The sequence below is a fragment of the uncultured Gardnerella sp. genome, from assembly GCF_947280595.1.
GTDB classification, from domain to species: Bacteria; Actinomycetota; Actinomycetes; order Actinomycetales; family Bifidobacteriaceae; genus Bifidobacterium; species Bifidobacterium vaginale_A.
Genome location: NZ_CAMYOS010000006.1, coordinates 41,844 through 63,904, shown reverse-complemented (window position 1 = coordinate 63,904; position 22,061 = coordinate 41,844). Strand labels below are relative to the sequence as shown.

At 39.0% G+C, this 22,061-nt stretch carries 9 protein-coding genes; 2 read left to right on the top strand and 7 right to left on the bottom strand.

Features of this window, described 5'->3' with window-relative positions:
* Nucleotides 1–171: 171 nt before the first annotated feature.
* A complete protein-coding gene (locus Q0X59_RS03115; protein ID WP_297643118.1) occupies nucleotides 172–1,743 on the top strand; it encodes a galactose-1-phosphate uridylyltransferase in 1,572 nt (523 codons plus the stop codon).
* 75 nt (nucleotides 1,744–1,818) lie between these two features.
* Nucleotides 1,819–2,772 carry an ROK family protein gene (locus Q0X59_RS03110; RefSeq protein WP_075523418.1) on the top strand — a complete coding sequence of 318 codons (954 nt, stop codon included), beginning with the start codon at nucleotides 1,819–1,821 and terminating at the stop codon, nucleotides 2,770–2,772.
* Nucleotides 2,773–2,892: 120 nt separating this feature from the next.
* Here Q0X59_RS03110 and dnaG read toward each other — a convergent pair whose 3' ends face one another.
* The 7 genes from dnaG to Q0X59_RS03075 form a co-directional block, all read right to left on the bottom strand.
* Nucleotides 2,893–5,082 (bottom strand): DNA primase, encoded by a 2,190-nt coding sequence (gene dnaG, locus Q0X59_RS03105; RefSeq protein WP_297643115.1) that lies wholly within the window; start codon nucleotides 5,080–5,082, stop codon nucleotides 2,893–2,895.
* Between the two features lie 43 nt (nucleotides 5,083–5,125).
* On the bottom strand, nucleotides 5,126–6,409 hold the full coding sequence (locus Q0X59_RS03100; RefSeq protein ID WP_075523420.1) for a deoxyguanosinetriphosphate triphosphohydrolase: 1,284 nt from the start codon (nucleotides 6,407–6,409) through the stop codon (nucleotides 5,126–5,128).
* A 196-nt stretch (nucleotides 6,410–6,605) separates the two neighbouring features.
* Nucleotides 6,606–7,961 (bottom strand): alanine racemase, encoded by a 1,356-nt coding sequence (alr, locus tag Q0X59_RS03095; RefSeq protein ID WP_297643112.1) that lies wholly within the window; start codon nucleotides 7,959–7,961, stop codon nucleotides 6,606–6,608.
* Nucleotides 7,962–8,298: 337 nt separating this feature from the next.
* Nucleotides 8,299–16,347: a cell wall-binding protein gene (locus Q0X59_RS03090; protein ID WP_297643110.1), complete on the bottom strand. Its 8,049-nt coding sequence runs from the start codon at nucleotides 16,345–16,347 to the stop codon at nucleotides 8,299–8,301.
* Between the two features lie 821 nt (nucleotides 16,348–17,168).
* A complete protein-coding gene (locus Q0X59_RS03085; RefSeq protein WP_297643108.1) occupies nucleotides 17,169–18,989 on the bottom strand; it encodes a SpaH/EbpB family LPXTG-anchored major pilin in 1,821 nt (606 codons plus the stop codon).
* A gap of 531 nt (nucleotides 18,990–19,520) precedes the next feature.
* The gene (locus Q0X59_RS03080) at nucleotides 19,521–21,194 is read right to left on the bottom strand and encodes an ABC transporter ATP-binding protein (protein WP_297643107.1); all 1,674 of its coding nucleotides are present in this window, start codon (nucleotides 21,192–21,194) and stop codon (nucleotides 19,521–19,523) included.
* Entirely contained in the window at nucleotides 21,184–22,059 is an 876-nt protein-coding gene (locus Q0X59_RS03075; RefSeq protein ID WP_297643105.1) for an ABC transporter permease, read from the bottom strand. The genes Q0X59_RS03080 and Q0X59_RS03075 overlap by 11 nt, the downstream gene beginning before the upstream one ends.
* Nucleotides 22,060–22,061 lie beyond the last annotated feature (2 nt).

Sequence of the window (22,061 nt, the reverse complement as noted above, 5' to 3'; positions counted from 1 at the left end):
ATTGAATAACAATAATAAATATAAAACTTATTCAAAATCACAAAAAGAAGCGCGTTTTAGAAGATTAAAAGTAATTGGTGCAAATGATTTTGTTGGTTGTATATAAGCTTTTATAAAACGCATGCAACCAACAAAGTCGTTCATAAAGTGATACAAACAAAGAGGCGTATTATGACAGTTGCATTAAATTCTGTGTATGAAAGTATTGATGAGCTTATTGACTTTGCACAAAAATCATTGAATCTTGATCCACTTGATGCAAATATTACGAAGAATCGCATTTTTGCATTATTTAATTTAGATTCTTATAAATCATCTTCTTTAGATAAGCAAAAAAGCATTGAAGAAGACGAAGATTGCAAAGCGAGATCAAAAGAAGACGCAGAATGTGCAGAAGGCGCAAGTAATTCTTCAATTGATGATATTTTAAATCGTTTCTTCCAAGCAGCTTATAATGCGAACCTTCTCGATCCAAGCGAAGAAGATACGTATAGCGATACAATTATGGGATTATTAAGCGCTAACCCTTCTAAAATACAGCAACTTTTTGAGCAAACGCAGAAAAAAGAAGGCTCTAGTGCCGCTCAACAATGGTTTTACAACTATTGCGTAAATAATACTTATGTTAAACAAGCTGCTTTAAAGAAAAATATTCGATTTAACTCACATAATCTCATAATTACTATCAATTTAGCTAAGCCTGAATTTAAGAATATGAGTAAAGCAGCAAGCGGAAATAGCGTATCTGGAGGATATCCTAAATGCACTATTTGCCGAGAAAATGAAGGATTCGCAGGTAGAAATAAACGCACTCTGCGCACGCTATCTCTAAATCTTGGCGGAAAAGAGTGGTTCTGGCAATTCTCCCCTTACGGATACTTCAATCAACATGGAATATGCGTAAATTCACAACATACTCCTATGGTTGTCAATCGCAATACTTTTGTTAATTTGCTTGATTTTGTAGACGAATTTCCACATTACTTCTTAGGATGCAATGCAGCACTTCCTAGAATTGGCGGATCAGTTCTTGCTCATGATCATTACCAAGGAGGTGGAGAGCATATGCCTATGCATCATGCTCCGGCGTTAAAAACTCTCCACCTTGAAAATTATAAAGATACAATACTTGAAGTTTTAGATTGGCCTGGAACTGCTATACGAGTCGTGTCTAAAAATAGAGAAAACATTATTGAAGTATGTGATTATATACGTAAAGCATGGGTAGATTACGATAATCCTAAGTTAAACATTTCTTCAAAAGATGAGAATCAAAATCCTCAATCAGCTTTATCTCCAAGCGTTATTAAAACAGCGCGCGGATACGAGATGAATCTCATATTCAGAAATAACGCTGTAAGCAATGAGTACCCTGATGGGATTTTCCACGCTCATCCTGAATATTATGCTGTAAAACAAGAGCCTATTGGACTAATCGAAGCTCAAGGATTATTTATACTTCCGGGAAGATTAGTGAAACAACTTGATGAAATTGAAAAAGCTTTAGAATACGGCAAAGATGCGAAACTTCCAGAAGACGAGTCTGAGTTTAAACTCGTATGGGATGAATTGCGTGAAACTCTACAAGGAAATACAGATAAGAATGTTATTAAAAATGCTATTCGAGAAGAACTTGCAAGCATATGCGAACGCATTCTAATAAATACAGCTGTGTTCAAAAATAAGCAAGATCTTATTGTTTTCCTTAATTCTTTAGGATTTATGCAAGGAAACGAAAAATAAAATTATGTAAAAATGCATATGAATTAGGTACAAAATGACGTGCTTAAACTATGCAAAATATAGAAAAGAGCTGTTATGAATATGCAAATGCCGAATAGAGATCATAATTTAACGATAGGGATTGATATTGGCGGTACAAAAATTGAAGGCATTGTTATTGATGAGAATAATAACGTGCTTAAAGAATTAAGAATACCCTCTAGAATCGGCGAAAAACAGGTTGTAGACGATATTACGCGTGTAGCTAAAGAGTTATCTGAAACTCCTATACCTGTTGGAATCGGTATTCCAGGGCAAGTTAATTGGAATACTGGATGCGTAAAAAACGTTGTCAATTTAGGTATTACTACTTTAGAATTAGGCTCTGAAGTTTGCGCTAAATATGGCGCTAGCGTTCATGTTGAAAACGATGTAAATGCAGCAGCACTTGGAGCTGCTAGTTTAGTTTACGAGAACAATACTTTCGAGAATATCAATACTGAGAATTGTGATTCAACAGTAGTTATGCTTAATTTTGGCACAGGATTAGCAGCTGGTGTTGTGAAATCCGGAAGAGCTTTACATGGTTTTAGTGGAGCTTACGGCGAAATCGGACATATACCAGTAGACGCAAATATGTTCGATTGCCCTTGCGGACAAAAAGGATGCTTAGAAACAGTTGCTTCCGGAGGTGCAATATCGCGCTTATGGCCTTACGCGAATCCAGCTATGCCAGATTTGATCTCGAAAGCTGAAGATGGGAATCCTCAAGCAAAACGAGTGCTAGATATGGTTGTTCATGCAATGGTTGATGCTGTACAAATCGTTGTACACGCTTACGATCCGCAAATTATTGCTATTGGAGGCGGAGTTGCAAGAACTGGCGAGAAGTTGCTTAAAATTATTTGCGAAGAGCTTAACAATCGCGCTAGTACTTGCCCATTTTTACAAAGCTTGAATGTTACTAAAAGACTTGTGCTTGTGCCATCTAATCAGCCTGTTGGAGCACTAGGAGCTGCTATATCTGCTCGCATAAACAACTTAGCTTAATTGTAATACTTGCACATTTTATAAGATTTTCCTGTTTAACGCAGATTAACTCAAAATCTTAAAGCAAGCGGTTGCAGGCGCAAATAATTAAGACCAACTGATTTTATATTAGTTAGTTAGTTAGTTAGTCAGAGATCTAAGATTTTTGCGCTCAGCTTCCATAGAGCTAATTTCCCCAAGAAGATTTAGTTTCTCCTTGCAATCAGGTAATTTTGACATTCGAATTTTAGCGGCACCAATTCTACGCATATATCCGATGTCTAAAAGTTTAATAAGCAACTCGTTAGCGTATTGCGACTCACTTTCACTTGGCCTTCTCAGAGTATCTGCAGGAGAACCAATGTTTTGAGCATTTTGAGCATTTTGAGCATTTTGACTGTTCGCGATGCTCTGACTTTGTGTTTGATTAGCATAAGCGCTAAATCCAATAGACGCGTTGTAATCTTCTCTTTTAGAAATCGCAAGCGGCAATGGTGTAACAGCAAGCTCTGTAATAACAGGTTCAAGAACAGGTCCGCCAGCTTTCATTAGCTTATGTAGCCAAAGTCCTTGAGTTATATTTGGATCAGGGAATCCATCTGCAGCTATAAAAGCTTGAAAAAGCGTTCTGAAAATTGGAGTAATAAAATTATTTAAAGTCAAACGCGAAAGTAGCGATTCTTGAAAAGCTAAAGGCATTTGAACTAACACAGACATAAATTGCTGCTCACACATGAAAACTGTGTCGTCAATTCGATAATAGCTTTGTGAATGATATGCTTCTCGCATAATATTCAATCGTTCTGCAGGATTCATAAATTTTTGAGAAACAGAATTTACAGCAGATCCTCCAGAAAACGCAGATGCAGACGCAGATGCTGAAGAATATGAAGATTGCGAAGATTGCGACTCGAATCTTGGAGCGTAAGCATCCTCTGTTTTAATATGAAGTCGTCTTCTCGCGGATTCAACTTCACGGCGCATAATAGTCAAATCAATTCCAATAAATCTCGCTGCTTTACGCGTATACATATCTAGCAAGGATCTATCTCTAATTTGCGCAACCAATGGCGAAACAGCCTTTACAGCTCCCATTTGACCAGTTGCAAAAGTTGTGTCAAATTTACGTATAACAGTGTTGATAACGAAATCATAAAGCGGACTAGCGCTAGAAATCAGCGCTCGAACTGCTTCATCACCTCTTTGAATACGCAAATCACAAGGATCTAAATTATTATCTGCAACCGCAACAAAAGTTTGAGTTAAAAACGCTGAATCTAAGCCGAAAGCATGAATTGCAGCTTTCTGACCTGCAGCATCCCCATCAAAAGTAAAAACAATTCGCGAACTTACATTTTGACCTTTAACTTTAAGAGGACCAACAAGCTGAATACCACCTAAAGAATCGTCTGCTATTAAGCGTCTAACCATTTTCGCGTGTTCAACGCCAAAAGCAGTACCGCAAGTTGCCACAGCAGTATCAATTCCAGCTAAATGACAAGCCATAACATCTGTATATCCTTCAACTATCACAACTTGTCGTTTTTCTACAATATTTGGTTTTGCTATATCAATACCATATAAAACTTGATTTTTACGATAAAGCGATGTGTCTGGAGTATTGATATATTTTGCGCTAATAGAATCGTCATCATAAAGTTTTCTAGCGCCAAATCCAAGAGTTCTGCCTGTAGAATCTCGAATTGGCCATGTAAGACGACCTCTAAAATAATCATAAATTCCGCGCTGAGATAATCGAGCTAAACCTGCATCTAATAATTCTTGATGCGTGAAACCACGTGAAGATAAGTATCGAACAAGATTATCCCAACCTTGTAAAGCATATCCGCAACCAAATCTTTCACATTGAGCTTGAGTAAAATTACGACCTGCTAGTAGTTTTCGTGCAGCAGAGGCTTCCGGAATAAGCAGATTTTTAACAAAAAATTCTTGAGCAGCATCATTTGCTTCTAGCAAACGCGCGCGCTTAGTTGAAACATGAGATTTATCTTTATCGTCTTTAGAATTATCATAATGCAATTCTATGTGATATTTATCTGCTAATAATTCAACAGCTTCACGAAAATCAATATTCTCTTTTTGCTCAACATAATCGAATACATCTCCGCCTAAACCACAACCAAAACAATGCCAAACGCCTAAAGAAGGACGAACATTAAAACTTGGAGTTTTTTCGTCATGAAAAGGGCAAAGACCTACAAAAGAACCAATTCCAGCAGTTTTTAACGCAACAGTTGCAGAGATAATGTCATATAAATCTGCTGTTGCTCTAACGCGCTCAACGTCTTTTTGTGAAATGATTCCTGCCATAATATTTACTCTATCTTAAGGCTTATAACTAAACGTATGTCAATTAACATAATGCAGCATGAAGAGTTGTAGCAGATCCGTCTGTAAGACTTGCAACTTGATCTATTGCCACTCTTAAACGCTCATCATCGTTAGTGCACTCGTTCCAATCATCCACAAAAACTGGTTCCATAGCATCGTGAGGACGAGGAGATTTACTCATAAAAACTTCTACTAAATCAGTAATAATTTTCTGCTCACGCCTATAAAACTCGCGCTCACGCGGAGCAATTATAAAATGAACTGCTAAACTTTTTAGCATAACCATTTCATAACTTGTATCTTCTGGAACAACAACATTCGCACGATATCTAATTAACGCACCTTTACCATATTGTTCACGAGTAGCTCGCTCAACAGAAATTGCAAAACGACCTATAAGCATACTTGTTATATTCTTTAACTTAGCTAAAGATCTTCGAGAACCATCAAAATTTTCAGGGAATACATTAAGCTTACGCAAACGTTGAAAAGCGGCTAAAAGCTTATCGCAATCCCATTGTTTTCCATACCACTCGTGAGTTTCTTCAATAACACTATCTGCTAAAGAAGGATCATCTACACTACGAGGATTAAAAGCACCTACAACAATTGCATCTTCAATATCATGCACGCTGTAAGCAATATCGTCTGAAAGATCCATTATTTGACATTCCATTGGACGAGCCTCAAGAGGTGCTCCAATTTTAAGCCATTCAAACACATCAGTATCGTCTGGATAAACACAGAATTTATCATCACGCTCACCTTTATCGTGAGCTTTCGCTTCTTTAAGACTCCAAGGGTACTTCACAGTAGCGTCCAATGCCGCGCGCGTAAGATTAACTCCTGCACTACGACCATCTTCGTTAAAAACTTTAGTTTCTAAACGAGTCAGAAGACGAAGAGTTTGAGCGTTGCCTTCAAAACCACCAATATTTTTTGCGATTCCAGCAAGAACACGCTCGCCGTTATGCCCGAAAGGAGGATGCCCTAAATCATGCGACAAGCACGCGCAATCAACTACATCCGGATCACAACCAAGCATTGCAGCAATCTGCCTACCAATTTGTGCGACTTCTAGTGTGTGAGTTAAACGAGTGCGCGCAAAATCATCTGAACCTGCAACAAGAACTTGACTTTTAGCACCTAAACGTCTAAGAGCTGAGGAATGAATTATTCTAGCACGATCGCGCTCAAATGGAGTACGAACTCGCGTATGATGAGGCTCACTCGCCCATCGCTCAGTATCATGCAAATCATATTCTCCAACAACTTCATTATCTGAAGCAATCACTTCATTGCACATTTAATTCACACTCCATTACAAATCTAATCCACACTACACGGTTCACTGCAGATTTAATCCACACTACACGCTTTATTGCAGATTTAATACATCTTCGCTATTTAAACTTACATAAAACTAAGACTATTGTTGTTTTACTAGGCTGAGATTATATAAGGATGAACTCATATAAGTCTGAGCTTATATAAGGCTTAGCTCATATAAGGCTGCGCTTGTCTAGTTTTTCAATATCGCTTTGAGATAGAACTTCGTAAGCATTTCTATATAATCTTGGCACTCTGCAGCCTATACTAGTCATAATTTCATAACTAATAGTTCCAGCAGATTCAGCCCAATCATCTGCAGTTGGCTCTGCGTATTTTATTCCGCGACCAGGTCCGAAAAGTCTAACAGTATCGCCTTCTTTAACTCCAATATCTTCAGAATATGCTTTCAAATCAATAATAAATTGATCCATGCAAACTCTACCTGAAACGCGAAGAATTTTAGGTCCTGAATTCGTTTCAAAACGTACAGGCGCGCCACTTTTATCAACTTTCTTAGAGCCTTGAGTATCAAATCCCGAAGAAGATCTTAAAATTCCGTCAGCGTATCCTAGAGGAACTATAGCTGTGCTTGTGTCTTCTGGAACTAAATACGTGCGTCCATACGATATTGCATGACCTTTTTTAACTTTTTTAACTGTTCCAAGTTGAGCTTGCAAAGTCATTGCTGGAGTCAAATTATAATCTTGTGGCACTCCCATAGAAGGATCAGGCTCATAACCATATAAACCTATGCCTGGGCGAACTAATTCAAATCTTATTTCAGGACGACTAAGAGTTGCAGCAGTATTTGCTAAATGACGTATTTTAGGCTTCAATCCAGCATTTTCCATTCGATGCGTAAACTCGTGGAATTGCTCTATTTGCTCATCTGTTGCTTTAATAAATTCTTGTACATTTGGACTATCTGCAACTGCAAGATGACTCCACTGCCCTACTACGCTTATAAAACCGCTATTAGCGTAATTTTTAAGCTTATATAATGCAGAATCGAAAAATTCTTGAGTAAAACCGTTTCTACCAAAACCTGTATCTACTTTTACATGCACACGAGCACACTTGCATAAGTTTTTTGCAGCTAATGCAACAGCATCAAGCGAATCAATAGAGCCAACTGAAATATCAATATCGGATTTAATTAGATCTTCAAAAGGCGTTGTTTTAGCACTTGTAAGCCAAGTTAATATGCGACAACGATCAGAATTTATGCCAGCTTTACGAAGTTTCAAAGCTTCAAAAGGTTGAGCCGTTCCAAGCCAAGTAGCTCCACCAGAAAGAGCTGCTAAAGCACTTGGGATAAGCCCATGACCGTAACCGTTGGCTTTAACAACTCCCATAACAGCAGGCGGATTTTGATTAGGTTGTAAATTTTTCGAAACTATAGAAACAAGCGTACGCATATTATCTCTTAGAGCACGCAAATCAACTATTACTTGACCTGGATATGTGCTTAATGCGTTTACATAGTTTTCTCGTAACATTGCTTCTAAAGGAAGATTAGTGCACATAAATCGCGCCTTTACTTTTAATATAAACTCATATTATTTATTTATTTAAATCTTACACTCATATTGCTTATTTACGTAATTAGAAATATGAGGATTGCTTGCAATACGAATATGCTCGAAATGGCTTGACTAGCTTTAACTGGCTCGAGATTGCTTGAGATGTATCGAGATAGCTTAACTAACTCAAACAGGATAGGAATGGCTATGACTGGCTCAAGATGGCTAGAACGAAATAGAGCTATCTCAATCTGGCTCACTCCAAGTGAAACTAATCACAAAGAGTGAACCGATTGAAATAGCTTGAAACTGCTTTTACTGCTTAAGTTTTGAAACTCACTTAATGCATGTAACGCATTCTAGCGAATAGTCCTCCATAGCGTAACGCGTCAGAAGACTCATCGCAATGTTTACTTGCAATAAGATAGTTGCGTCTATTCTTAAGCACTGAGTTTAACCATCCGCGCTTACCGAATGCGCCAGAAGCAATGAAGAGCGCTAGAAGTATGCCGAAAATAATCGTATACGTAATAGCAGCTTGACCGCCTGTAAACGGCATCGCAATAGGAGATACGTTAATACCAGTAATCTTTATGTAGCCGATGATCGCTTTCTTATCATCTTTGCCAGCATCATAGTAATCGCTCTTATTTTCTGACTGATCTTTTGTTTGCGCGTATACTGCGTAAACAGCCGTATTCTTATTTTTTATAAGCAGATTTTGCAATTCGTCAGCATCTACGCTTGCGTTGCCTTTGGCATCTCGCTTCAAAATAGGCGTGCAAGTATCTTCAACAGGCACGCGCTTATCCAATTTTCGCACGCATACTTGAAGATTCTTATCAACTACATCTTTAGAATCAAAATCATCACTAGCGTTTACAAGCAACTCTTTACCACTTACTTTGCCTTGACTATCTGGATTACCCGTGAAAGTGAAGTTAATGTCATTAGCAGTAACCTCGTAAGGCTTATCCATAGTCGAGTTATGAAGCGAACCAATAGATTCAGCTTTAGGCTTTATTACATCAACCGGCACTACGTATACTGGAAGGAGCGTAGGCGCAGAAGCAACATTCTTAAAATGAGTTTGCGCATCATAGCCATACGTGTTCTTTAAGCTTCTCATTGCCCAACCGTTAGAAAGCGACAAAGCATAGACTGGAGCAATAGCTTTCTTAGATGTTCCAGTTACATCATCTTCAGTTTCTATCTTCTTATTTCCACCTAAAACTTTCGTAAGCTTAAAGGAATCAGAATTGACAGTATTGCAATTTGGATTTGCAGTATCGCTACCCTCACACCATTTGTTCACAGTAATATCTTGAGGACTCATATTCGCATAATTGGTAGTACCCAACGAACTGTAATTCATGCCATTAGTGTTAGGAACACCTAATCCACCACCATAGTTTCCATTACCTAATACTAAATCAGGTATATTGATATACTCACCGTTAAACGTGAAGAAGTAGGAACCATCATCATGACCGAATTGATCTACTCTAGTTTCGTTGTCAGGAAGCTGTACTGTAACCTTACTGCTATGCTCGCCATTTTCCTTATCTGTACCACTTACAACACGCAAAGATGGTTGAATCTTCTTAAACTCATCTTCACTCATGCCAGATGGAATATTCGGCTTAAGAGTGAGAGCATTCTGTAATTGACTTAAGTTGATTTGACTGCCCTTCGTACTCGCGTTATAACGGTATACAAGCGATTGATGACCAGGATTGCCAACCAACTCAAATCCCGGGTCACTAGAACGCTCGCCAATATATGGCTTCTTCTTATCCCAAGTAATCGTGTAGTCAGCATCAATATCCTTACCAACACTTCGTAGCGTAGCGAATCGCGTTACAACATTATATCTTGGCTCTGGCGTTACATTTCGCCTACGCCATCCGCGCAAAAGAATAAACGAATCCTGCTCATTGCCTGCGTGGGAGTAATTGTTGCGCTTATCCGCCTGCTCTTGAGGCGCAACATACTCCCCGCGTTTCCAAGCAACTTCTGACTGGTTTGCAGAAAGCGTATCATCATCATCCACGCTTATAAGACTGTCAGCATCTCCAAAACCAAGCCATTTGCCGCCGGAATTGCCATTGCGTAGCACGTAATTTACAGCATGCTTTTCAGAGTCATTCAGCAGCAATGGATGCACTTGTACTACTTTCTTATTGACTACGACTGGGAAGAATACGCAATCTGAAGGCGAACTCCACTCTTTTGGTGCTTTTGTTTCAGGCCTACACACGCTACTACGTTGCGCAACCATTGAGTCAGCAGATAGCACGTTGCGCATATCTTCTTCTTTTAGCGCATTTGACTCATTACCACCTGTTTGAGTGCTATCTACAGAACTACTTGCATGATCTGAATTTATACTTCCGTCTGATTGAGATGAGTTGATGTTATTCGATAACTCATCCAAATTTTCAGATTTAACGCCAGGCATATTAGACCAAGGTCCGTAAGATCCTGCGCGATTCCTTGCACGCACTACGCTTCCAGGAGCTAAGACTTCAGGATTAAATATTATTGCAGAATTATTTTTCCCATAGTCATTAGAATTCAACGTAACGCCTTGAGGCAGCGTATAACCTTCGCAAACTTGCCACTTATCCGTTGACTTCGATCTACATAATGCTAATGCTTCACTCGTGTCAGTATCGCTTTGAGAATTAGCATTATTACTACTCAAGTTATCCTGTGCACGCAAGCTAGACATTAGATTATTGCTAGATTGTAAACTAGCGAGTTTTGCTTTTTGTGCGCGAGTGAAATACACTACGAGTCGAGTCGCATTCCCACCTGCAACAACTGACACAGCATTATAGTAATCCTTCGCAACAGCACCTTCCCAATCATGAAGCCACACTTTAGAGGAAGATAAATTATCATAATGATGACCATCGTATGCGCGCACAATTGGAGCGTCAGCTACAGTCCAATTGAACTTGAATTTGCCTACTACTGCTTCGTTGCTCTTGTTTCCAGAGTCGTCAGTCACTTGAGCAATCATCTTGAAAGTTGGTGAATTTTTAACATCTTGCCCACGCCATTTTTCTATGAACGCACGCAATAGTTCCTTGTTAATATTGCCGTTTGTCACAAACCTTACGCGAGGAGCTTTCTTAGTTTTCGGATCTGTTACTCCTTCTGCTTCAATGTCTATACTCAGAGTATTCTTCAAAGCTTCGCTTACATGCGTATCAGGATTTGCAACATTGAAATCATCATCCATTGCAAGCAAATCTACTACGTTGAATAATCCCGACTGCTTTGTGTAATCAGTCGTGTTCATATCAATAGTCGTAGCAGTTCTGCAAGAATCAGCCTTTTCTTTAGTAGGATTGCACTCGCCAAGAAGCTTCTTACTAGCATCTTTTACTGAAATCCACGGCTTGTTCTTGTCTACTGGCACGAACCACACGTTAATTACATTTGGCGTTTTATTATTATCACCTTCGCCTCTAGCTTCTAATTCTCTCCACGGATTACCGTTGAAAATATAGAGCTGAGTGCGCATTGGCGTTTTTTGACCATTCCTAAGAATTGCAGATCCTAAGTTTGCGCCTGAAGCTTGCTGATTGTAATCTTCTCCACCAGGAATAACGTAACCTTGCGGCTGCAAGAAACTGTTTTTATCAGTAATACCATTAGTATTTATACCGAGTCCACCGCCAAGACTGTCTTGTCTTACTAAGTCAACAACGTTTACCCATTCTCCGCGCGAGCCATTCGTCAATTTACGAGCGTAGCCAATTCCATCACCACGCTGAGGCATACTGTTGTATCCACCCCATAGATTTTCTATAGCTGTTTTATTAGTAGAATCAGCAGCATTAGTGTTCAACGGGTAAAGTGATGGCTGTATTTGGTTTCCAAGCCGTCTAGTTTTCTTTGTGCCTTTAAATAAGCTTAAAGCATCATTTGTATTGAAATCACGACCTTGGTTGATGTTGAATCTGTACACTAAAAATTGTGTACTATTTTCATCACGACCATACCACATGAAACCATCATCACTGTCACGACCCTTTATTTTTCCACTGTATGACCAATCATAATCTCTACGAATATCAACAAATCGCGTGATTTTCTTCTGCTTTGGATCAAGCACAGTTTCCTGCTTTTGATCATCTTTAGTGTCAGAGCCTATGCCAGTTGCTTTTACTACTTTAAAAGTTTTTTCTGAACCAGACTTACCTTGAGCTGTATTTTTAGTGTCAGGAGTTACTGAAAGACAGATTTTATACTGCTTTGTGTCGTTTGTGCAAGAATACTTATCGTTTCCTCCGCCAAGAGTTTTAGTTTCATCTTTCGACCAACCAATTTCGTCTTGTCGGTATTGGAACAAACGCGGATTCTTTTGCTTAATTCTATCTATCAAACCCTGTTTTTCAGAAGGATTCAGCTCATACGGGTTCACTTGAACCATGCCATCGTCTGGCCAATTCATTTCAAGTGGAAGCGGCTGCGAAACAGCGTGGTCACTAGTATTAATAACACCGTCAGATCTTCCTATGCCAACATAAATTCTTGAACCGATTTCTGCTAAGTTTTCTGGAATAGTAATCTCACCAGTTTTTGGATTAAAAGTAATCTCTTTTTCATATGGCATAATTTTTGTGAAAAACGCATTAGGAGAATTTATCTGTGCCCAATCGTGGTGTTCGTCTTGGCGATTAAGGATTATTCCTTGGCAGCCATCAGCGCGAGCATTACATGTATTGTAAATATCTGTTGAAGTTCCATTTTTTTCTTCAAAAGGCTTAGTTTTTCCACGTCCCCAAATTCGCACTACTAGCATTTTCACTGATGTAGCGTTTTTAGAAAGCGTCACTTTACCAACATACTTACCATCATTCTGCTTTTGCCAACGCACATTAGGAACAATAAAATTGCCATCAATAATATTCAACTTCACAGTTTTTTGAACATTATTTCCAGCATCATCCCAAGCGTGGAATGTAAACTCTTTGGACGGAACATCACTAGCAGAAGCCGGAGAACCATTAGGATCATTTGTAGTTACATAACCGGATTGATCTTTAAGAGTATTAGCACACGCCGTGCTACCACATTTTGAATTTTGATCATATTTACTAAAACTGCCGGACCATTTTTTACTAGCTTCCAAAACATCTGTGCTACTAGTATTAGGCACATTTTCCTTCGTACCCATATGCACATGCATATCGTCATGACCTGTTACCAAGAATCTAACACGGCTACCAACAGAGACGTTTAATCCACCTTCAGGAACTGACTGAGGCTCACCGCCATCAACGCTCACTTTCACGTCTATAGTCGGCTTCTCAGCATCAACATGTGTGAACACGAGTGGCAAAACATCCTTAGACTCATCCCAGTATGTAATCTTCGCATACTTAGCTAATACGTATACTGGCTTTACTTCTGGATTCGCGCCAGATTGAAGCATAATGCGATTTTCGTTATTAGTATTAGTTGGAGTTGCGTATTCTTCTTTTACTGGCTTTGAGAAGTCTGCTTTCGCAAGCTGTGCATATCTTGCTTTCTCATCTCCAGTCAATGCTTGATCAACAGATTTACCTTTAGGCGCATCATAAAGTTTCCAAATATAACGCTTCGTATCGTTCAATGGCCTAAATTGACACTCTTGACCGTCTTTATTTTTTGCAGCAGCATCATCTTGCGCAGACTTTTCAGCAGATTTATCTGCAGCTTTATCATCATCGCCATTACAAGGATTTACTACGTTTACTACAGGAACTTTTACAGCAACCTTTGTTTCTGCATCTTGCAAAGTGTCTGACTTTTTATCATTACCTTTTTTATCAGTCCACTCAACGCTATAAATTGCGCGATCTTTAATAGCGTTACTTGCGCCGGATCCACCATCGGAATAACTATCATTGAGCGGATATTCTAAGCCATGAGTATCCCCTGGAGTTTTGCCATCTTTAATAGAACCGTAATAAACAGAGTCCTCTGCATCTGAATAATTATCATAGTTGTCAATATTCTTCTGAGTATGAGCATCAGGAATGTATATGCGCGGATTTAACGCAATAGCAAAATCATAGATTTTAAGTTTACTATCAAGGTATTTCACATAGCTTTCTGCTTTACCTAAACTTGTCTTAGGAGAACGATACTTAGCTTTATCATTCCATTCTTCAGTCTGCAAAGGTCTAAACACGTCCGCTTGACCAATAATATCGTACTTAAAAGGCATACTCGAGCCCATTTGAAGTTTATCGTTCCAATACTTTACTGTCATCTGGTGAGAGCCGAAAGAAGAATCTTGAGTGTTAATATTAGTGTTTGGATCTAACGGGATTCTCCACCAACGGTTTCCTCTCGCATACTTATTATCTGCGGAATTGTATTTTGGAGAAAGTGAAATCTGACCCTTTGCCCACACTTGACCTTTGCACTGAGATTCATCAGCTTTATCGCACACTCTTTGCTGCGAAGGGTAGAAAAGTAAGCTTGTAACGCCAATATTATTAGTATGAGCTAATAATTGACCATTATTGCTTGTTAAAGGTCCTAAATGAGTACCTCGAAGGAACTGGAAATGTGGCACTCGCATATCAACTAGATTTGGTATACCGTACCACTGTTGGTACAAAGTCGTGTACTCGTAATCAGTATGGCCTTTACCACCGCGCCATTGCCAGAGTGAATATGGTTTAGAACGACCATATGGATCAGAACGACCATATCTAGTTGCTGGACCACCCCACTTATCACCATAATAAGTTCCTGCACCATAATACGATGTACTCAAAGCTCCATATTTTCCATTATCTGAAGTCGTATAATGAATATGGTAACTATAAGGTGATGTTTGATTATTTTCAATGTTATTAGTCAACGTAAATATTTTTGATTTTTCTGGACTATCTGGTCCGCGCATTTCAAGATACAAATGATCAATCAAATCAATATACGTTTGGTTGAATCGCTGTCTACCATCCGGAGGAAGACGAGTACCAGTAAGATGTTCCCCATCGCTTGGGAAACCATAGTTAGTGCTGTGATAGCAATCAAAGCCATAACCAGTATGGCACAAGCCAAGGCCTCTATTTTTATTTTCATTCTTGCTTTGAGTTCCGCCATTATAAACAGCTGCATCACTAATAACACCATTATTTTTAAGGCGATACCAAGCTTTATCAAGAGTTTCACCATTACTAAGTGGCTCTCTTTTAACACCTTTATCAACGCAAAAACCGTTAGGATTAACCCAATCTTTTGAGCAAGTGCGCTTAGTTGCATCAAAATGCAAGCGCTCTACATACTGGTCATACTGACCGTTACTTTCATCGAGTCTCTGATCTTTAGGAACAACGAAATATGTTAAAGCATTAGCAGCACCATGAATACGCGCACCCATGTTTACGAGCACATCCCAGATGTATCCTTTGCCATCGCGTTTAGGAGTACGCTTCATAAAAATGTAATCGTGAACATCATCAAGCTGATTAAACGCCAAAGGATCAACACCGTTTCTGCCTGCATCATACGGCAGATTACGAAGACGTTTTTGTAAATACGTTCCGCGCGGATACGGAGTAAAGTTTGGATCATTTTCAGTGTAAATACCTTGAGGACTAGCAAAATTGCTATATGCAGTACTCCAAGGATTTGGTTTGCGCTCCATATCAGCACCATTAGATGCGCGATGCCCCATTTCATCGCCGTCATCAGTAATGCATTCGGAACGTGAGTATTGTCTATAACAACCTGGGCGGAACTCCATTTTGCTATTGCGATTACTATCACGATTACTATTGCTTGCACGATCAGTATTGACAAAAGCACCGTCCGCTCCGCTTTGCGAAGCCATACCTTCAGCAGCGCTCATAATTGCACTATTAACAAGACTTGCTGTGTCATTATTGGTTTTGGCAAACTCCGGATTGGCAAACGGAGAGCTTAAAGGTTGCGTTTGGGCTGCTCTTGTAAAAGGATTATTTGAGTTTGCGCTTAAGTTTGATGCAGCTGATTGTAAGGAACGCAACGCGTTAGATACAGCGTTTGAACTATCGGAGGAATCGGAAGAGCTGGACGAGTTAGAAGAGTCGGAAGAATTAGAAGACGAAGTTGAAGAAGTGGACGAATCAGTAGAATCAGACGAACGAGAAGAATTGGATGAAGAAGACGAGCTAGACGCACTAGTTTTAGAATCGTTTGCTTTAGATACAACAGTTTCACTAGCAATAGCAGCGCTTGGAGCAATGCACATCGGAAGCCACATCGCAACCGAAATCACACAAATAAGAATAGTTTTAGCTATACTTTGGGCACGCGCACTTATAAAGGCGAAAGCATCTCGCGTAATCGTCCTAATGCTGCTCATTACTTCACTTAACTTAAACATTCTCATAATTCTTAAATGCGCTCCAACGCACAACCAACCCATACGCGCAAAGCAACGCGTACTTATTAAAATTCATCAAAGTTTTGCTTAAAGTTTCACTAAAAGAATTGCTAAAAGTTTCGCTGACAAAATTACTGACAGTTTCACTAATAAAAGCTTTGCTAACAGAATCACTAAAAGATTCGTAAAAAACTTATAGTAATACACTTAAAACTACTTATTTAGTGAGCAAACAACGAAAATTATTCACTTTGAGCAAATTTCTTCAGCTTACTAACAGCCAGTAACCTTCAACTAGTAACTAACTAGCAACAGTCATCAGCTAACAACTAAAAACCAGCCAGTAATCAGCGTGCAACAACAATTCTGTTCAGTATGCAAACAGAAAGCAGCCTAATTGCATTATGTAACAAGTAAAACCGTGCTACTCCAAGTAAAACTGTGCTACTCAATAAGCGAAGCGTTTTGCAAAATGGCAAAGCTCCGCCCCAACAAGCAAAACTATGTAATGAAATAGCAAAGCTGTTATACAACGAGCAAAACTTGACTGAAACTAACTAAAAATCAAGCAAAACTGACTACTGCGCAAGCAAATCAGAAAGCAAATCAGAAAGCAAATCATTAAAGCAAATCACAGTTTTGCTATCTTGCTTTCAATAACAGCAACTTAAGTTTATATAAGTGTTATTGCTCACTTCGCTAGTACACAAACTTGACTCGCATTTTAATTCAGAGTCGAATTTCTTTAAAGCCAAGTTTGTGTATTTACGCGAAATCAAGTGTGGTAGTTAAAGATTATTCAACTACCACATTGAATGTAAGCTACTTTAAGCATTCTGCTCTTTGCGGCGCTTCAACACGATGTAGAAGAATGTGCCGCCCAAGCCAACGATGCCGCAAACAGTCAAAATCAACAATCCACGAGCACCAGTCATTGGCAATGCTGCAATGATCTTGTCTAATGCAGTTGCCTGATCGTTGCCAATAGTTTGAGAATTAGCATCAGCAACAGGTTTGTCAGCAGTTACATTGGTCTTAGTTTCTTCCTCAACGTTATAGCAATGAGGAGTTGGATCCTTCTTGAAACCTGCAGGAGCATCAGTTTCGACTAAGCAGTACTTTCTGCTTGTAGTCTTATCGTTGCCAATGAACAAATCAACAGTTGCAGTTCCGTCATCACCGGTTTCAATTGTCAACTGATCGCCAGTAGTACCATTAGTCTTAACTGGAGTAGTTTTATCATTCAAAGATGTTGAATCTTTTATATCAGACAATTCAGTAGATTGGTCTTTCACAGAATAGATAGCGAACTTAGCACCCTTTAATTTCTTATCGGTGTTCTTACCTTCTGCGTCTATTGCAACCTTGGTAATCTTCAAAGTAGCAAAGTGAGAAGATCCGTGAGGATTATTATCGCACTTATGTGGCTCTTGTTCAGTTGGAACACATGGGGTTTTTTCGTCACCATCACCAATCTTGCTGTTGTCAATCCAGCCGGTAATAAAGTTAGTGAAGTTCTTCGTTCCCTTAGTAACCTTAGTGTTTAACGTGACTTTCAACGTGTACGTGTAATTGTCAATGTCATCAATCTTTTTAAGACCATCTGCAGTAAGGTTAAAGGTAACTTTGCCATTATCGTTCTTAGCTTCATAATCTCCTGCTTGAGTATCCTTTTTAGGACTCAACGGTATATCTTTAGAAGTAGGCGTTTGATTTTCAGGAGCCTTCTTTTGAACTTTAACAAGCTTTACGCCAGTTACATCTGAATACGTCAAGCCTGTTGGAAGAGAATCAACGAAACCAATCTTCTGATACTTCTTACCTTCAGAAGGAGCTGACAGAGGAATAGAAATATTCCATGGGATCACAGTGTTGCCCTTTTCGTCAACGTAGTACTTGGTTGGATCCGATGCAGTCTTAGTAGGAGTTTCTCTGTTTACATCGTTCTTCGGGAACACGTGAACGTCATACAGCCATTCCCATGAGCCTTTAGTCTTGTGAGACAATGGAGTAGTTACGAAGAATGGATCAGTCTTAACAGTAACAGTTACAGGCTGCCAATCATGTTTGTTTGCTTCAGTAGCAAAATCCTTTTGAGCGTGTGCTGTGCTAGTTTCTTCAACGTAGTAAAGTGATTCATCAAGATTTTTGAACTCGACTACACCTTTATCATTAGTTTCTTGAGCTTTACCAACTTTAGTCTTAGTGAATTTAGCATGTTCCCCTGTGAAGAAGCTTGATGTGTCGCCCTGAAGGTTCTTAAGATCCTCAATCCTCTTCCAACCTTCTGGCGTAGATAAATCAATCTTCTTATCATCTTCAGTTTTGCCGGCAGTAAGAGTTACTTTGTAAAGCGTAAATTGAACGCCTTTAAGTGGCTTGTTACCCTTTCCGTTCAAAGCATCGGTCATATCAGTTCCGTTAGGCTTAAAAGCAGTTTTAGTTATTGAAGGACCTTCATACTTGTGGATAGTAATAGAAGTAGTTTTCTTTTGGATGTTTGCAGTGTTTGCGCCTGCATCAGCTACAGTGCCTGTACCGTCATTTCCAGCGTATGCAATTGATCCTGCAATGCAGAATGTTCCTAATGTGCAAACTGTAGCTAACACAGCTGCAGCGCGCTTTAACGGGATTGTTGTTAAACGCATGTTCCCTCTCTTTTACGCACAAATTTCATGCGAAATTTGTTATCTTTTAAAATTCAAATAGTCATAATTACAGAGTAACTAGAGTAAGCGCAAACAATGTATAACAAATCGTTTGTGTTTACAGTATGACTACCTGCTATAGGTCAAACGCACACTTTTGACCTTTAACACACTAACTAGCCTACTAAAAAGATGGACAAATTTAAACTAAAAATCATAAACAAATGCTTACCAATACTAACAAATGAATACCCCCCCCCCACAGTTTTATTAGTAATATCAACGTTTTTAAATAATAAAATCGTAAAAAATAATAAAACCAAATAACAAATGGAGTGTCGCATCGCCTTGCTTTTTCATTTAAAGCGTAGCATGAAAAAGCAAATCGATGCGAAAGCGATTGCTCAACTGTGGAAAGCACAGCGCGCTTTCCACGCAATCGCGCACCGGATTACGTTTAACGTAATCCGTACAACACTAAACAACAAAGGTAAGCTTAATGCGAGGAAGCTTGGCTATAACTGTTCAAAGCTAGTATAGCGTTGCAGCTTTTATAAGCGATTTCGTATACGCATGCTTAGGATTGTTCAACACTTCATTGACGCTTCCAGACTCAACTACTTTTCCTTCGTTAAGAACAATAACTCGTGTTGCTAAATATTGAATCATTCCTAAATCGTGGCTCACAAAAATACACGTCATGTTTTTATTCTCGCAGCGAACTTTTGTAAAAACATCTAATATTCGCATTCGTTCTGCAACATCAATAGCGCTCATCGGCTCATCTGCAACTAGAATACGCGGATTAGATATTAGCGCTCTAGCAATAGCAACGCACTGAGCTTGACCGCCTGAAAGCTCGTGCGGATACTTTTTAGCGAAAATTAGCGGATCTAATCCTACTGTTTTTAATGCAAGCTTAACTTTTGAGTGTATTGAAGTTGAATCAATATGTAATTGTTTTTTCCAAATTTCTAACGGTTCTGCAACGCTTTCTTGAACAGTCCACTTAGGATCTAAAGACGCAAAAGGATGTTGAAATACTAGAGATGATTCTTTTCGAAGCTTGGACACACTATTTTTTATGCTTTCGCAATCATACGTAATACTTCCAGATGATGTTTCTTGCAATCCTAGTAATGCTTTAATAAGCGTAGTTTTGCCGCTTCCAGATCCTCCGATAATAGCTAAAGATTCACCAGAGTTAAGCTCTAAATCAACTCCTTTTAAAACTTCACTACAATTTTTACTTTTCCCAAATTTAACATGAATATTTTTTGCACAAATAAGAGAGCATTTAGCAGAATTACTTTCAGCAGGACTACTTTCAGCAGAATTTTTAACAGAGCTACACTCAGTAGCACGAGTATCATTAGCCACTATACTTCCAGCAGCACCACCAACAGCACCATCCCCAACACCACCGCCGACTCCAAAACTGCTTAAACTCAACTTTCTAGCAGCATACACTAATTGCTTAGTAGACTTAACGCTTGGATTTTCAAGCAAATCTTTAACTTTCGCGCTATCAACCACACGAGAAGAATCAAGCACATAGCAACGATTAACAGCATGCGAAAGCACAGAAAAATCATGAGTCACGAAAAGCATAGATGCGCCCATATCGTCCACAAGCGAAGTGAGAATATTCAAAACATCGCGTTGAGTTACGCAATCAAGTGCAGTAGTTGGCTCATCTGCCAAAATTAGACGCGGATAAGTAATTAAAGCTGTTGCAATACCCACTCTCTGCTGCTGTCCACCTGAAAGCTCATACGTGCGTTTAGAAGCTAATTTGCTTGATAATCCAACTTTCTGAAGCATTGAAATAACGCGATCGTGAACATCATGCGAATCCAAATTATAGTGCATTAAAAGAGGTAAAGAAACTTGTTGTTCAACGCTTAGCAAAGGATTAAGTGCGCGATTAGCTTGCTGAAAAACTACTCCAACGTATTTTCCACGCATAAGCGCCAAATCCTCATCTTTAGCACCAACTACTTGCTTAGTTCCAACAATTAAAGAACCTGAAATTTCAGCATTTTTAGGCAATAATCCTGTGATTGCGCGAAGAAGCATAGACTTTCCTGAACCAGTTGATCCAACTAATCCAACGCGCTCGCCATCTTTTACTTCAAGAGTTACATTATCTAATAATCGAACGCCATTTAAATCAACACTAAGATTTTTAATATCAACGCTCATTTTGATCCTTTAAAGATAAATCATCATTATGCAAAGATTTTTGTGATTCAGGAGTCAAAGCCTCGCGCAAAGAATCACCTAAAAGATTTAAAGCAACAACTACTAGAGTAACTATCAATCCAGGCCACAAAACAGCTAGAGGATTCACATGAATAAGAGTTAGAGAAGTTGCAAGAACACGCCCCCAACTTGCAACACCAGATGGAACTCCAACACCAAGATACGTTAATCCACTTTCAGCTAAAATCACAGTTCCTGCAGAAAGAGAGATCTGAACTAAACAAACAGGCATAATATTAGGCAAAACATGACGTAAAATCACACGATTTCTAGAAGAACCTTTAGAAATTGCGAAAGAAACATAATCAGATTGCAAAACAAGTTGCGCACTTGGAAGCACAATACGAGCAAGATTAAAACCATAACCAATACCACATGCAAGTATGATCACAATAACAGTTGTTCCTAACGGCACAGCTAACATAAGCGCGATTAACACAGTTGGTATTGAAATTAGCGCATCAACGATTATTAGTGAAACTCCTTGAATTAAATGCGATTTTGCAATCATTAATAAAAGTAATGAAAATCCAACTAACGTAGAAACACATATTGTGCAAATTACTATTAGAAGTTCAGTTCTAGAGCCTGCCATAAGATGGCTGAGAATATCTGCACCTGCCCCATCCGTGCCTAGCCAATGCGAAAAAGACGGCTTGTTCCATACACTAAATCCGTTTGTTTCTAGTAAAGAATATGGAGTCCAGAATATAGAAATTAGCGCTATTAACACCCATGAGCTTAAAACTATGCAAACAAATTTTCCGCAACTTGAGCGCCAAATCGCATTAAAAAGCTTAAACATTA